At 75.6% G+C, this 14,491-nt stretch carries 15 protein-coding genes; 4 read left to right on the top strand and 11 right to left on the bottom strand.

All coding sequences use genetic code 11. The features are described from left to right. Positions 1-7 precede the first annotated feature (7 nt). The 7 genes from ACLQ2W_RS21730 to ACLQ2W_RS21700 form a co-directional block, all read right to left on the bottom strand. Positions 8-697, bottom strand: a complete 690-nt coding sequence (locus ACLQ2W_RS21730; protein WP_425788095.1) for a hypothetical protein — start codon at positions 695-697, stop codon at positions 8-10. 9 nt (positions 698-706) lie between these two features. Further along, a complete protein-coding gene (locus ACLQ2W_RS21725; protein ID WP_425788488.1) occupies positions 707-1,303 on the bottom strand; it encodes a LuxR C-terminal-related transcriptional regulator in 597 nt (198 codons plus the stop codon). A 41-nt stretch (positions 1,304-1,344) separates the two neighbouring features. Then, a complete protein-coding gene (locus ACLQ2W_RS21720) occupies positions 1,345-2,586 on the bottom strand; it encodes a histidine kinase (RefSeq protein ID WP_425788093.1) in 1,242 nt (413 codons plus the stop codon). Between the two features lie 103 nt (positions 2,587-2,689). Next, positions 2,690-3,199 carry an NUDIX hydrolase gene (locus ACLQ2W_RS21715; RefSeq protein ID WP_425788091.1) on the bottom strand — a complete coding sequence of 170 codons (510 nt, stop codon included), beginning with the start codon at positions 3,197-3,199 and terminating at the stop codon, positions 2,690-2,692. 10 nt (positions 3,200-3,209) lie between these two features. Then, positions 3,210-4,034 (bottom strand): SDR family NAD(P)-dependent oxidoreductase, encoded by an 825-nt coding sequence (locus tag ACLQ2W_RS21710; RefSeq protein ID WP_425788089.1) that lies wholly within the window; start codon positions 4,032-4,034, stop codon positions 3,210-3,212. Beyond that, positions 4,031-5,338 (bottom strand): flavin-containing monooxygenase, encoded by a 1,308-nt coding sequence (locus ACLQ2W_RS21705; RefSeq protein WP_425788087.1) that lies wholly within the window; start codon positions 5,336-5,338, stop codon positions 4,031-4,033. Before ACLQ2W_RS21705 ends, ACLQ2W_RS21710 begins: the two co-directional genes overlap by 4 nt. 55 nt (positions 5,339-5,393) lie before the next feature. After that, positions 5,394-6,044: a TetR/AcrR family transcriptional regulator gene (locus ACLQ2W_RS21700; RefSeq protein WP_425788086.1), complete on the bottom strand. Its 651-nt coding sequence runs from the start codon at positions 6,042-6,044 to the stop codon at positions 5,394-5,396. A 72-nt stretch (positions 6,045-6,116) separates the two neighbouring features. Between ACLQ2W_RS21700 and ACLQ2W_RS21695 the strand changes: the two genes are divergently transcribed. The 3 genes from ACLQ2W_RS21695 to ACLQ2W_RS21685 all read left to right on the top strand — a co-directional run bounded on the left by ACLQ2W_RS21695 (position 6,117) and on the right by ACLQ2W_RS21685 (position 9,329). Further along, positions 6,117-7,466 carry an MFS transporter gene (locus ACLQ2W_RS21695; protein WP_425788084.1) on the top strand — a complete coding sequence of 450 codons (1,350 nt, stop codon included), beginning with the start codon at positions 6,117-6,119 and terminating at the stop codon, positions 7,464-7,466. Positions 7,467-7,499: 33 nt separating this feature from the next. Beyond that, positions 7,500-8,636: a hypothetical protein gene (locus ACLQ2W_RS21690; protein WP_425788486.1), complete on the top strand. Its 1,137-nt coding sequence runs from the start codon at positions 7,500-7,502 to the stop codon at positions 8,634-8,636. 102 nt (positions 8,637-8,738) lie between these two features. Continuing rightward, a complete protein-coding gene (locus ACLQ2W_RS21685; protein ID WP_425788082.1) occupies positions 8,739-9,329 on the top strand; it encodes a pyridoxamine 5'-phosphate oxidase family protein in 591 nt (196 codons plus the stop codon). A 34-nt stretch (positions 9,330-9,363) separates the two neighbouring features. Here ACLQ2W_RS21685 and ACLQ2W_RS21680 read toward each other — a convergent pair whose 3' ends face one another. After that, on the bottom strand, positions 9,364-10,845 hold the full coding sequence (locus ACLQ2W_RS21680; RefSeq protein ID WP_425788080.1) for a peptide MFS transporter: 1,482 nt from the start codon (positions 10,843-10,845) through the stop codon (positions 9,364-9,366). Positions 10,846-11,043: 198 nt separating this feature from the next. Here ACLQ2W_RS21680 and ACLQ2W_RS21675 point away from each other — a divergent pair, with 198 nt between their 5' ends. Further along, the gene (locus tag ACLQ2W_RS21675) at positions 11,044-11,385 is read left to right on the top strand and encodes an RNA polymerase-binding protein RbpA (RefSeq protein ID WP_007460094.1); all 342 of its coding nucleotides are present in this window, start codon (positions 11,044-11,046) and stop codon (positions 11,383-11,385) included. 69 nt (positions 11,386-11,454) lie between these two features. Here ACLQ2W_RS21675 and ACLQ2W_RS21670 read toward each other — a convergent pair whose 3' ends face one another. Genes ACLQ2W_RS21670 through lnt form a run of 3 tightly spaced genes read right to left on the bottom strand, consistent with a single transcriptional unit; the run spans position 11,455 to position 14,442 of the window. Beyond that, positions 11,455-11,979 (bottom strand): FxsA family protein, encoded by a 525-nt coding sequence (locus tag ACLQ2W_RS21670; protein ID WP_425788078.1) that lies wholly within the window; start codon positions 11,977-11,979, stop codon positions 11,455-11,457. Positions 11,980-12,035: 56 nt separating this feature from the next. Then, a complete protein-coding gene (locus tag ACLQ2W_RS21665) occupies positions 12,036-12,812 on the bottom strand; it encodes a polyprenol monophosphomannose synthase (RefSeq protein WP_425788076.1) in 777 nt (258 codons plus the stop codon). A 22-nt stretch (positions 12,813-12,834) separates the two neighbouring features. Then, positions 12,835-14,442 carry an apolipoprotein N-acyltransferase gene (gene lnt, locus ACLQ2W_RS21660; RefSeq protein WP_425788074.1) on the bottom strand — a complete coding sequence of 536 codons (1,608 nt, stop codon included), beginning with the start codon at positions 14,440-14,442 and terminating at the stop codon, positions 12,835-12,837. Between the last annotated feature and the right edge of the window lie 49 nt (positions 14,443-14,491).

Below are 14,491 nucleotides of genomic sequence, written 5' to 3'. Positions count from 1 at the left end.
GCCCTGGTCAGCCGCCTTGCAGCAGGAGCAGGAACCCCGGACGGGGGTTCGCGATGACGCTCACGTTGGCCGCCACGACCACCAGCGCGGCCACGGCCAGCACGGCCAGCAGCAGGCCGAGCCACCGGCGTGGCCGCCACGACCGCACCGCGAGGCCGGTCAGGGCGGCGGCCAGGAGGCCGACCAGCGTGCCCTTCACCACGTGCCAGCGCACGTACTCGTCGAGCATCACGCCCAGCGCGGGCGACACCGGGCCGTGGTCGAGCTGGTCGCGGACCTGGGTCAGCACGACCAGTCGGGTGTCGGCGGGGCCGGCCGTCAGATGCGGCAGGAGCGTGCCGAACGGCGACACGGCCCCCTGGACGTTGGCGATCAGCAGCACCGCCGCGGTGAGCGCGAGCGCCCCGAGCGGCAGCCGGAACCGTCGGGCCCGGTAGGTCAGCGTCACCAGCACCGCGAGCAGCGGCACCGCGATCAGCACCCGGATCAGGTGGTACCGGAACTGGTGGTCGACGGCGTGTTGGAGGTCGGGCGGGAAGTCCGTGCCGCCCGCGGACCAGTAGGCGAGGAAGGCGCGCGGGAAGTCGTCGAGCCGGTCGGGACCCAGCGCGAGCGGGGCGAGGAAGAACGCGGCGGCCAGGACGACGGCCATGGCGCGGAGCCCGACGTCGCGACGCCGGGCGGTGGGGGTGGTCAAGGGGAACTCCTAGTCGGATCGGCTGCGCAGGTAGGCGAGCACGGCGAGGACCCGCCGGTTGGTGTCGTCGCTCAGCGGCAGGTTCAGCTTGGTGAGGAGGTTGCCGATGTGCTTGGCGACACCGGCCTCGGTCAGGGACAGGATCCGGGCGGTGGCCGCGTTCGAGTGACCCTGCGCGATCAGGCTGAGGACCTCGCGTTCGCGGGCCGTGAGCTGTCTGAGCGGGTCGCGGCGGCGTTGCATCAGTTGCCGGACGACCTCGGGGTCGATCACGGTGGCGCCGCCGGCCACCCGGCGCAGGTGCCCGGCGAACTCGGCCACGTCGCCGATGCGGTCCTTGAGCAGGTAGCCGATGGACCGGCCGGAACCCGAGGCGAGCAGCTCCCCGGCGTAGCTGTGCTGCACGTACTGGCTGAGGGCGACCACCGGGAGCCGGGGGTCCTCGGCGCGCAGCGAGACGGCGGCCCGTAACCCCTCGTCGGTGTGGTTCGGCGGCATCCGGACGTCGGTGACGACGAGGTCCGGGCGGTGCTCGTGGACGGCGGCCAGCAGCGCGGGGGCGTCCCCGACCGCGGCGGCGACCTCGATGCCGAACCGGGGCAGCATCGCGGTCAGCCCCTCCCGCAACAGCACCGAGTCCTCCGCGATCACGACGCGCACGGCAGCTCCACCCGCAGGATCGTCGGGCCGCCGGGCGGGCTCGACATCAGCAGCCGGCCGCCGGCCGCGGCGGCCCGGTCGGCGAGCCCGGTCAGCCCGGACCCGCGCCCGGGGTCGGCGCCGCCGCCGCCCTCGTCGCGGACCTCGACCACCAGCCGCCCGGCCGCGCGCCGGACGGTGACGGTGACCTCGCTGGCGGCGGCGTGCTTCACCGCGTTGGCCAGGGCCTCGGAGATCGCCGCGTACGCGACCGCCTCCACCTCCGCCGGCAGGCGGGCCGAGGCGACGTCGACGCGTACCTCCAGGCAACTCGCCGCGGCCAGTTCCTCCACCGCGGCGCGCAGGCCCAACTCCCGCAGGGTACGCGGGCTGATGCCGCGGATCAGGTTGCGCAGCTCGGCCATCAGCGTCTTGGCCTGCTCGTGCGCGGCGTCCATCGCGGCGGCGGCCGGCGACGACGGCGGCAGATCGAGCCGGGCCATCCCGATCTGCATGGTCAGGGCGACCAGGCGCTGTTGGGCGATGTCGTGCAGGTCTCGCTCGATGCGCAGCCGTTCGGCGTCGAACGCGTGCACCAGCCGGGTCCGGGACCGGGCCACCTCGACCAGTTCCTCGGACCGCTCCGGATACAGCAGCATCCGGGCCAGCGCGGCGTGCGCGCCGCCGAACAGCGCGATCAGGTAGAGCAGGGCCGGGATCAGCAGCAGGCCGCCGCCGGCGCGCGCGACGATGCCGAGCAGCGGGTCGGCGACCGAGATCCGGTGTTCCACCGACACCGGCGTCGACACGACGAGCAGCCCGACGATCCCGAGCACGCCGAGCCAGAGCGGCCCGACGACGCCGAGCAGGACCATGTAGGCCACGGCCCGCCAGGTGGCCGGGTCGGTGTAGAGCGCGCCGCGGCGCCCGGGCGGGGGCGGGGTGTCCCCGGCGAGCCGCAGCCGCCACCGCTCGGCCCGGGCCAGGGAGAGCGCCAACTGCGGCCCCAGCAGCGCGAGCAGGCCCACCCCGATCAGCCCGAGGCAGGCCGCCACGATCAGGTAGCCGCTGCTCCGCCCGGTGTGCAGGAGCACGGCGGCCGAGACCAGCGGTGTCAGCGGCACCGCCAGCACGAGCCACAGCAGGCCGGCGGCGAGCGCCGTCGTGGCCGAGTAGGCGAACCCACGCCACGGCCAGGCCGAGACCAGGAACCGTCGCCTGGTCACCGCCCTGAGCAGCGTGTCTGTCATGTGACCAGGCTAGGGGGCGGTCATCGCCGCCGACAGCGCGCTGGGGCGACCCTCCGGGTAGACCTGGCACTACCGGCGGCGTTCCAGGCCCGGGGCGTGCCGGTCAGAGGTTGTCCGGGCGGCACAGCGCCGGGTGCCGGTCGCCCGGCGCCGCGTACCAGGGCGCGGCGTCGTCGGTCAGCGCGGTGCCGATCCGCAGCCGGGCCCAGTCGTCCAGGTCGGGCAGCGCGTCGGGGGCGAACCAGGCCACCGCGAGGGACTCGTCGCCGTCGGCGGTGGGTGTCCCGCCGACGGCCCGGCAGCGGAACCAGACGTTGAGGTACTCGCAGACGTCGCCGTTGGGGTACCGCACGGGGTGGGTGGCCACGCCGGCCAGCCGCACGATCGTCACCTCGACGCCGGTCTCCTCGCGGACCTCGCGCACCAGCGCGTCGGCGGGCTGCTCACCCGGGTCGACGGTGCCGGCGGGCACCGACCAGCGGCCGTTGTCGCCACGTCGGGCCAGCAGCACGCGTCCCGCGTCGTCGGTCACCACGGCGCTGATCCCGTAGAGCATGAGCAGGTCGTGGCCGACGTGCTGGCGCAGCCGGGCGACGTACGGCGACACGGGCATGGTGGGCAGGCTACCGGCCGCCCTGCCGGTGCCGGCGGACCATCCCGGCGGCCAACGCCGCGTCGTCCAGGTCACCGGCGGCGACGCGCCCGGCGACGGTACGCCGCACCAGCCGGTCGGCCAGGCCCGGCGCGTGCCGGGCCACCGCCAGTTCCAGCCGGCCGCGTCGGGTGGTGGCCACGTCCCGGGGCGCGCGGCGGGCGGCGGCGGCGCGCAGGATCGCCGCGACCACGCCCTCGACCGGCTCGGGTCGGGACACGCCGCGCAGCGACAGGCCGGCCGCGACGGTGCTGTCGTGGATCGGGGAGTCGACCATGCTGGGGTAGACGACGGTGACCCCGACGTGGGTGCCGACCTCGTGGCGCAACGCGTCGGCGTACGCGACGAGCGCGCGTTTGCTCACCCCGTACGCGGCCGCGAGGGGCAACGGCAGCACGGCCATCCGGCTGGCCACGAAGATCACCCGACCGTGGGCGGCCTCCAGGGCGGGCAGCGCTGCGGCGGTGGTCCGCCACGCGGCGAGCAGGTTCACCTCGATCTGCCGGCGTACCACCTCGTCGGGGGGCAGTTCGGCGGGGGCGGGCCCGCCGACGCCGGCGTTGTTGATCAGCAGGTCGAGCCCGCCGAGCCGGGTGACGGCGGCGGCCACCGCGCCGGGGGTGGCCGCCGGGTCGGTCAGGTCGACGCCGAGCACCGGTGGCGTGGCGTCGACGTCGGCGTGCAGGTCCAGCCCGACCACGTGCGCGCCGGCGGCGGTCAGCGCGGCGCCGAGGTGTCGACCGAACGTGCCGCGGGCGCCGGTGACCAGCACCCGCCGGCCGGCCAGCGCGTTCACCGGGCCGCTCCGGCCCGGCGCCGTCCGGCGGCCAGTTCCCGGCGCAGTTCGGCCAGGTAGGCGTCGAAGTCGACGCGCATGTGCGGCCGGCGGTGTCCCCAGCGGGCGGTGGCGGCGTGCAGTTCGGCGCGGCAGGCGGCGACCTGCCGCGCCGGCGCCGGTGGTGTCCAGGTGCCGGCCAGGCGGGCGGCGACCAGCCGGGCCTGCGCCTCCAGCAGCGGAAACGCCGCGCCGGTGGACTGCATGAGCCCGACGAACGCCAGCCCGGGGGCGTCGAGGTGGAACACGTGCCGATACAGCGGCAGCCGGTCGGCGCCGTCGCCGAGCAGGTCGGCGTCGAGGAACGGCACCGTCACCCGGTAGCCGGTGCACCACACCACCAGGTCGACGGCGTCGACGCGCCCGTCGGTGAACTCGACGCGGTCGCCGGTGAAGCGGGCGATGCCGGGCCGGGCGTGGATGTCGCCGTGGGTGAGCCGGGACAGCAGCGCGTCGGAGAGCGTCGGGTGGTCCTGGAGGAAACCGTGCGTCGGGGCGGGCAGTCCGTAGCGGGTGGGCGGGCCGACGACGGTGGTGAGCATGCGCTGGCTGATCCGTTGCCGCAGCCGCCAGGGCAGCCGGCGGGCCAGCGCCCCGTTGAGCGTGTCGGCGGGGCGGCCGAGCAGGTACTTGGGCACCACCCAGACGCCGCGGCGCAGCGACAGCAGCGTGCGGGTGGCGGCGTACGAGGCGTCGACGGCGATGTCCATGGCCGAGTTGCCGCCGCCGACCACGAGGACCCGGCGGCCGGCGAGCTGTTCCGGCCCGCGGTAGTCGTGGCTGTGCAGTTGGTCGGCGGCGCACTCGCCGGGATAGGGGTCGGGTCGGTGCGGCGCCCGGTTGTGCCCGTTGGCCACCACCACGGCCTCGACGTCGACCTGCACCGGGCCGTCCGGGCCGGTGGCGTGCACCCGCCAGCCGTCGCCGGCGCGGGTGACCCGGTCGACGGTGTGTCGCAGCCGCACCGCCGCGCGCAGGCCGAACCGGTCGGCGTAGTCGCCGAGGTAGCCGGCGATGCGGGTGTGGTCGGGGTAGTCGGGCCAGTGCGCCGGCATCGGGTGGTCGGCGAACTCGGTGCGTGCCTTGCTGGTGTTGAGGTGCAGCGTCCGGTAGGCCGGGGAGCCGGGCGCGCCGTAGACCCAGAGGCCGCCGACGGTGTCGGCGGCCTCGAACGCGACCGCCGGCACGCCGACGTCGGCCAGTGCCTTGAGCGTGGCCAGTCCGGCCGCGCCGGCGCCGACGACCGCCACCCTGGGTGCTGCCATGCCCGCCTCCATTAATCCAACGACTGCTGGATAATCCCCGGCGGTGGTGCCCCGGTCAAGGGGCCGCCGGCGGATAGAGCCCGTCGAGGAGGCGGTGCACGAACGCGCGGAACTCCCGCCGCTCCCGCGCCTCGGAGCCGGCGCCCGCGGCCAGCGCCACCACGTGCCCGTGCACCGCCCAGACCAGGCTGCGCACCGTCACGTGCGGGGCCGGCTCGACCAGCGCCCCGGCCGCCGACGCGGCGGCGAGCAACTGCTCGACCTGCGCGTACAGCGGGGCGGCGTAGCGCCGGTCCAGCTCGGTGTGCCGTCGCGGCTCCAGCCAGCGGCGCAACCACAGCGCGGTGGTCTCCGGCCGGTCCTCCAGGAAATCGACGAACACGTCGACCAGGTCGTGCAGCGCGCGTACCGCGTCGGCGGGCCCGGCCGCCAGCGCGGCGCGGGCGCGGTCCCCGGCCGCCTCCACCGCCTCCCGTTCGGCGCTGAACACCCGCGCGAAGCAGGCGTCGTAGAGCTGCGCCTTGGTGCCGGTGTGGTGGGCGACGGTGGCCACGTCGACGCCGGCCGCGGCGGCCACGTCGCGCACGCTGACCGCGTCGAAGCCCCGCTCGGCGAACAGCGCGGTGGCGGCGGCCAGCACCAGGTCGCGGGTCGGTCGCTGGTCGTCGCGGCGGGGCCGGCCCGGCCGGCGACGGGGCATGGTCATCCGGCCATTGTTCCCCCTACAATCCAGCATCCGTTGGATTGGGGTGGGCTTGCCCCGGGGCAGGAGGCGGCGATGACCGGGGTGGACCCGCGGCGCGGCACCGGCGCGCTGCCCCGCGGCCCGCTGGTCGGGTTCGCCGCCGGCTCGCTGGGCATGGGCGTGTGGATCACCGTGCCGGGGCTGCTGCTGCTGTACTTCCTCACCGACGTCCTCGCGGTCGCGCCGTGGCTGGCCGGGCTGACGCTGCTGCTGCCGAAGGTCGCCGACGTGTTGCTGCACCCGTGGATCGGGCACCGCTGCGACGTCGAGCAGGCCCGCCGCGGCCACCGCCGGCGGCTGCTGCTGGCCGGCTGCGCGTTGCCGGTGGCGTTCGCCGCCCTGTTCGCGGTGCCCGGCGGCCTCACCGGCGCGCCCGCCGCGGCCTGGGTGGCGGTGTGCTTCGTGGTCGGCAACCTGCTGTTCGCCGCCTACCAGGTGCCCTACCTGGCCACCCCGGCGGACCTGCGGATCGGCTACCACGAGCGGACCCGGCTGATGGCGTTCCGGATGGTGGTGCTCACGCTCGGCCTCCTGGTCTCCGGGCTGCTGGCGCCGCTGCTGGCCGGCGGCGACGACGCCACCCGCGCCGGCTACCTGCGGATGGCCGGGGTGCTGGCGGCCGGGATGCTCGCCGCGATGCTGGTCGGGGTGGCGGGCATCGGCCGGCTGCGCCGCGCGGCGGGCGACCCGACGGTGCGGCACGCCACCGGCGGGTGGCGGGCGCTGACGGCGAGCCTGCGGGACCGGCAGTTCCGTCGGCTGGCCGGCGCGTACCTGGCCATGTCGACCACCACCCACCTGGTGCTGGCCGGGGTGCCCTACTACGCGCGGTACGAGCTGGGCCGCGCCGGGCTGACCACGGTGCTGGTGGCGGCGTTCGTCGCGCCGGCGCTGCTGGTCACGCCGGCCTGGTCGGCGCTGGCCCGGCGGGTCGGCAAGCAGCGTGCCCTGCTGGCCGCGCAGGCCGCGTTCGCGGCCGGGTCGCTGGTGCTGGCTCTCGGCCGGGCCGTCGGCCTGCCGGTGCTGGTCGCCGCCGTGGCGGTGCTCGGGGTGGCGTTCGCAGGCATGCAGCTGCTGCCGTTCTCGATGCTGCCCGACGTGATCCGCGCCGCCGGCGCGCCCCGCGCCGGCACCTACACCGGCGTGTGGACCGCCACCGAGGCCACCGGCGCGGCGCTCGGCCCGTACGCGTACGCGTTGTGCCTGGCCGCCGGCGGGTTCGTCGCGTCGAGCGCCGGGGAGACCGTCACCCAGTCGGCGGGCGCCCTCGCGGCGCTGCGGTACGGCTTCGGGCTGCTGCCCGCCGCCGTGATGGTGGTGGCGGTGCTGCTGCAACGCCGCTACACGCTCGACGGCGCGGCCCGCGCCGACGCCGGCCACTAGACTTCGCCCCCGATGGACGCCACTTCGCCCCCGATGGACGCCGAACCCGCCACCGAGACCCGCCCCTGCGCCCACTGCGCCCGGGACGTGCCGCAGCGTGTCGGCGCGGGCCGCCCGTTCCGCTACTGCCGGGACAACGACGGCGCCTGCCAGCGGGCCGCCCGCAACTCGCGGATGCGGCACCGCAACGCCCCCGGCCTGCCCGGGCAGGTGGCCCGCACCTGGGAAGCCGTCGACCGGCTCGACCAGATCGTGGAGACGCTCACCGACGCGCTGCACGCCGAGCTGTCCCCCGCCGGCGTGGAACGGCAGCTCGCCGAACTGCGCGCCGAAACGTCGGCGCAGGTCGCCGCCGCGCACGCGGAACGCGACGACGCCCGCCGCGACGCCGAGGACGCCGCCGCGTCGGCCACCCGCGACCGGCAGGACGCGCGGGCCGCGCGCACCGACCGCGACACGGCCCGGCAGCGCGCCGACGCCGCCGAGGCGGCGACCCGCGCGGCCGTCGAGCGGGCCGACGCCGCCGAGACCGCCCGCGACGCCGCCCGCGCCGAGGCCGGCGCCGCGCAGGCGCTGCGGGTGCAGGCCGAACGGGACCGCGACGCCGCGCGCGCCGAGCTGCGGACCGTGCGGGCCGAACGCGACGCCGAACGGCAGCGGGCCGCCGAGCTGACCGCCGACCGGGACACCGCCCGCGCCGACGCCGAACGCGCCACCCACGCCGCCGCCGAGGCGCTGGACCGGGCGCAGCGGGCCCGCGCCGACGCGGACGCGGCCCGCGCCGACGCCCAGGCCGCCCGGGCGCAGGCCACCGAGGACCGCCGGGCGGCGCGGGCCGCCGCCGAACGCGCCGACGCGCAGGCCACCGACGCGCAGCGGGCCCGCGCCGACCGGGAACGGGCCGACACCGCGCGCGCCGAGGCGGTGGCGGTGGCCGACACCGCGCGCGCCGAGGCGACGGCGCTGCGGGCCGAACGGGAGGCGCTCGCCGCCGAGCTGGCCGAGGCCCGGCGGGCGGTGGGCGTCGCGCAGGCGCGGGCCGCCGAGGCGGCGGCGCGGCTGGCCGCGGCGGACACCGACCGGGACGCCGCCGAACGGCGCGCCGGGCAGCTCGCCGACCAGGTCAGCGACCTGGCCGGGGCGCTCGCGCGGCTCGGACGTCCCGCCTGATCGGATTCCGGCCGGGGCCGCTCGCGCGGCTCGGCGCCGGTTGAGCGGCCACGCAGCGGGACGGGGCAGCGCGGCACCGGCCGGCCGGGCGAGGATCACGGCATGGGAAAGACGCATGAACGCATCGACGGCCGGTTGCGGGAGTTCATCGAGGCGCAGCCGATGTTCTTCGTCGCGACCGCCCCGTTGTCCGGCGACGGCACCGTCAACCTGTCACCCAAGGGGCTGCGCGGCGCCCTGGCGGTGCTCGACGCGCACACGGTGGCCTATCTGGACTTCGCCGGCAGCAACGCCGAGACCATCGCGCACCTGCGGGAGAACGGCCGGGTCACGCTGATGTGGTGCGCGTTCGCCGGCCCGCCGAACATCGTGCGGGTGCACGGGCGCGGCGAGCCGGTGTTCCGCGACGACCCGCGCTGGCCCGACCTGCTGCGGCACTTTCCCGACATCGACCCGGGCCCGCACGGCCTGCGGGCGGTGATCGTGGTGCGCGCCGAGCTGATCCGCGACACCTGCGGCTACGCGGTGCCGCTGATGAGCTACGACACCGACCGGGACCTGCACGGGCGGCGGTTCGCCCGGGAGGACGACGCGTCGCTGTCGGCGTACTTCGCCGGCAAGGAACACGTCGCGACCAGCATCGACGGGCTGCCCGGCCTGCCGCTGCCGTTGCCGCCCACACCGGCGGCGTGAGCCGTCCGGCGCTGGGCCGGCTCGCGGGCGCCGGTCAGTGGATGCCGGCCATCAGGCCGCGGATCTGCCGGGTGAACATCACCGCGGCCACCCCCAGCAGCACCGACGCCAGCCCGAACGTCAGGAAGTACGCCGACTGCGACCAGTTCTGCGCCAGCCGGGCGACCTGACCGCCGATCGCGTCGCCGACGGCGGTGGCGAGGAACCACAGGCCCAGCATCTGGCTGGCGTACTTCACCGGGGCCAGTTTCGTGGTGGCCGACAGGCCCACCGGGCTCAGCGACAGCTCGCCGGCGACCTGGATCGCGTACACCGCGACCAGCCACCACGGGGAGACCAGGTCGCCGCCGACGGCGGCCTGCGCGGCGGCGGCCATCAGCACGAACGACAGGCCGTTGAGGACCAGGCCGACGGCGAACTTCGTCGGTGTCGACACCCGGTGGCCCAGGCGCAGCCACAGCCAGGCGGCCAGCGGCGCGCCGATGATGATCAGGATCGGGTTGACCGACTGGAGCCAGGACGCCGGGAACGTGAACCCGGCCACGTTCCGGTCGGTGCGCTCGGCGGCGAAGATGTTCAGCACCGAGCCGGCCTGGTCGTAGATCAGCCAGAACGCGGCGGCGAACACGAACAGCCACACGTACGCCTTCATCCGGCGGCGTTCGGTGCCGCTGATCTCCCGGTCGGTGAGGATCCGCGCGAAGTAGCCGACGGTCACCAGCACGGTCACCGCGGTGAGCAGGTTGACCACCGTGTTCACGGTGAACCAGCCGGTCAGCAGCAACCCCAGCAGGACCACCAGCAGCACGGCGGTGACCGCGCCGGCGCGGGTCAGCGCCCGCCGCCGGTCGGCGCCGAGCAGCGGGTCGGCGGGGCGGGCGCCGGCGTCGCCCAGGTTGCGGCGGCCGAGCACGTACTGCGCCACGCCGAAGGTCATGCCGACCGCGGCCGCGCCGAACCCCAGATGCCAGTTGATCTTCTCGCCGAGGAAACCGGTGATCAGCGGCGCGATGAACGCGCCCAGGTTGATGCCCATGTAGAAGATCGAGAAGCCGGCGTCGCGGCGCGGCGAGTCCCGCTCGTACAGGTCACCGACCATGGTGGAGATGTTGGGTTTGAGCAGGCCGGTGCCGAGCACGATCAACGCCATGCCGGCGAACACGCTCCACCCGGTGGGCACCGCCATCACGTAGTGGCCGGCGGCGATCACCACGCCGCCCCACAGCACGCTGCGCCGGGCCCCGAGCAGCCGGTCGGCGACCCAGCCGCCGGGCAGCGCCATCAGGTAGACCATCGCGTTGTACGTGCCGTACACGGCGTTGGCGGTGGACTCGCCGACGCCGAGACCGCCGTCGGCGACCGTCGCGGTCAGGTACAGCACCAGGATGGCCCGCATGCCGTAGAAGCTGAACCGCTCCCACATCTCGGTGAGGAAGAGGGTGGACAGCGCCCGCGGGTGACCGAAGAAGGTCCGACCCGCGGGCGGTCGGGCCCCGACCGGCGCGTCACTGCTCATCGTCACCTCCGGCACGCATGGTGGGTAACATCCCCGGTGACGGGCGAAACACTCCAGCCGATTCGGGCGGCTGCCCCGGCCGGTTACCCTTGACGCTCCCGACCCGCGTACGGCCCGACCGACGCGGGTGGGGAATGGGCGGGCGGTGACCGGCCGTTACACCTGAGGACCAGCACCACGAACGAGGGGAAGTCGATCATGGGCGAGCGTATGCTGCGCGGTAGCCGGCTGGGCGCGGTCAGCTACGAATCCGACCGCAACACGGAGCTCGCGCCGCGTCAGACCCGCGAGTACCTGTGCGCCAAGGGCCACCAGTTCGAGGTGCCGTTCGCCGTCGACGCGGAGGTCCCCACGACCTGGGAGTGCAAGTTCGACGGCAGCGTCGCCCGGCTGGTCGACGGCAACGAGCCGGAGCAGAAGAAGGCCAAGCCGCCGCGTACCCACTGGGACATGCTGCTGGAGCGGCGGTCCATCGCCGAGCTGGAGGACATCCTCGCCGAGCGGCTCCAGGAGGTCCGCACCCGACGCGGGCGCGCCTGAGCACCGACAACGACGAAGCGCCCCCGGGGAGATCATCCCCGGGGGCGCTTCGTCACGTCCGCGACGATCTCAACGGTCCACGATCTCACCCTCGATGGCCGGCCCCGGCTGCGGCGACTGCCCCGCCGGCGGCGACTGCGGCGACGGCGCCGGCGCGGGCTGCGGCGCACCCGGGTACACCCGCACCCGACGCGGACCGAACAGGTCACCGGCGACCATCGACGACACCCGCCGCTCCGCGGTACGGCGCACCCCACCACCGGCGAGGCGCCGCAGCGGCGGCACCAGCAGCAGCAGCCCCACCGCGCCGCTGACCAGCCCCGGCAACGCCAACAACAGCGCACCCACCAGCCCCACCAGGCCGTCGGTCACCTGCGGCCCCGGCGGCTGGCCGGCCTGCGCGGCGGCCCGGAACCGCCGCCACGCCCGCATGCCCTCCCGGCGCAGCAGCACCAGACCCAGCAGCGACGCCGCGAACACCAGCAGCAGCGCCGCACCGAACCCGACGGCCCGCCCGACCAGGACGAAAACGGCCAGCTCCAGCAGCGTCAGCAACAGCAGAGCCAACGGTACGAATTTCAGTCCTCGGCGCATCTCACCTCATCGGCCCACACGTGTCGTCACGCCCCTCCAGCATGACACGCCCCCGCTCACGGCCACCGGGCCAACGCGTCCGGGCGGCCCCGCACCGCCGCCCGACGGTCCCGCACCCCCCACCGGGTGACCCACCACAACGCCTCCGCCACGATCAACGGACTCATCTTGCTGTCGCCGTGTTCCCGCTCGGCGAACGTGATCGGCACCTCCACGATGCGCACCCCGGCACGGTGCGCCAGCCGGGACAACTCCACCTGGAACGCGTACCCCTGCGACCGCACCGACCCCAGGTCGATGGCGTCCAGCACCGCCGAGCGGTACACCCGGTAACCGCCGGTGGCGTCGCTGACCGGCATGCCCAACGCCACCCGCGCGTACAGGTTGCCGACCCGCGACAACAGCAACCGCCGCCACGGCCAGTTCAGCACCCGCGCGCCGCGCGTCCACCGCGAGCCGATCACCACGTCGGCGTCGCGGGCGGCGGCCAGCAGCGCCGGCAGGTCCTCCGGGGCGTGCGACCCGTCGGCGTCCATCTCCACCACCGCGTCGTAGCCGCGCTCCCGCGCCCACCCGAACCCGGCCAGGTAGGCCGCACCGAGACCATCCTTGCCGGGCCGGTGCAGCACGTGCACCTGCGGGTCGACACCGGAGATCGCCTCGGCGATGCCGCCGGTGCCGTCCGGGCTGTTGTCGTCGGCGACGAGCACGTCCACCGCTGGCGCCGCCGCGCGGACCCGGGCGACGATCCGCCGCACGTTGTCCGCCTCGTTGTAGGTGGGGATGACCACCAGGACCCGCCCCACCCCGGGATGGCCGGCTTGCGCACCCACCGTCGTACCGCCTCTCCTCGGCTCAGCCGGGAACGACCTCCCGGCGTCGACGCGCCACGGCCGCGCCGAGCAGGGCCGCGACCCCGAGGGCCGCGAACGCCACCTCCGGCCACGCCCCGACCACGGTGGCCGGGGTACGCCCGTCCCCGAGTCGCATCTGCCGCACCACCACCTCGGCGGTGTTGAACCCGGTGGCACCGTCTACCCGCCCATCCGGGGAAACGAACCCGGACACCCCCACCGTGGAGGCCATCAACGCGGCACGGCCGTGCTCGACGGCCCGCAGCCGCACCATCGCCAACTGCTGGCGGGCCTCCGCCACGTCGAACGTGGCGTTGTTGGTCTGCACCACCAGCAGTTGCGCGCCGCCGGTGACGGTGTCCCGCACGATGCCGTCGTAGGCGACCTCGAAACAGATCACGTCGCCCAGCGTGGCCACCCCGGCATCGAGCACCCCCGGCCGGTCACCGGGGACGAAATCGGAGCGCACCCGGTCGACCTCGGCGCTGACCTTCCGGGCGATCGCCCGCAGCGGCACGTACTCGGCGAACGGCACCGGATGCCGCTTCGTGTACACCTGGCCCAGGTCCGGGCCGCTGCCGGGCCGCCACAGCAGGCCCGCGTTGCGGACCTGACCCGGGCCGGGACCCGACAGCACGGCGCCGACCAGGATCGGCGCGCCGATCGCGTCGGCGGCCTGCGAGATGCGGTAACCGGCCCCCGGATTACGCAGCGGGTCGATGTCGCTGGAGTTCTCCGGCCACACCACCAGGTCGGGACGCTGCGCCTCGCCGCGACCGACCCGCTCGGCCAACTCGACGGTGGCGTCGACGTGGTTGTTGAGCACCGCCTGCCGCTGGGCGTTGAAGTCCAGCCCGAGACGCGGCACGTTGCCCTGCACGATCGCCACGGTCACGGTGTCCCCGCCGCCGCGTACCCCGACCGGGACGGCCGCCCCGGCGGCCAGCAACGCCACCAGCACGGCGGTCAGCCCGGCGACCGGCCGCCACTGCCCCGCCCGGCGGCGCCAGTCCCGCCACGCCACGGCGAGCAACAGCCCACCGGCGAGCGCCACGGCGAACGTGACAAGCGGCGCGCCGCCGAGCGCGGCCAGCCGCAGCAGCGGCGACGTGTCCTGGCTGAACGCCAGCCGCCCCCACGGGAAGCCCCCGAACGGCGTGCGGTCGCGCAGCGCCTCCTGCCCCACCCACAGCACCCCGGTCAGCAGCGGCCACCCCACCCGCCACCGGTCGGCCAGCGGCGACACCCAGGCCGTCGCGGCGCCCAGCAGCGCCAGGTAGCCGGCCTGCAACAGCGACAACAGCGCCCACGGCAGCCAACCGGTGTGCAGATTCGTCCATTCCAGCAGCGGCGCGAACAACGCCACCCCGGCCAGGAAACCCAACCCGGCGCCGGCACGCAGCCGCCGCCGGTGCGCCGCGGCGGCCAGCAACGCCACCCCGACCGGCGCGAGGGGCCACAGCCCGTACGGTGGGAACGCCACCAGCAACGCCAGCCCGGCCGACACGGCGGCCGGCACGGCCAGCCTCAGCGGCAGCGGACGCGCCACGGCACCCGGATGGCGTGCCCCGTCGGTGGCACGCGGCTGTTCCCGGTCGAGCGTCGTCACCGGCACCTCACCACGATCACGGGCCGAAGGCTACCCGGCCGCCGCGTCG

This window comes from Micromonospora sp. DT227, from assembly GCF_049841835.1.
Lineage (GTDB): Bacteria > Actinomycetota > Actinomycetes > Mycobacteriales > Micromonosporaceae > Micromonospora.
This window is presented reverse-complemented; position numbering and strand designations above follow the sequence as displayed.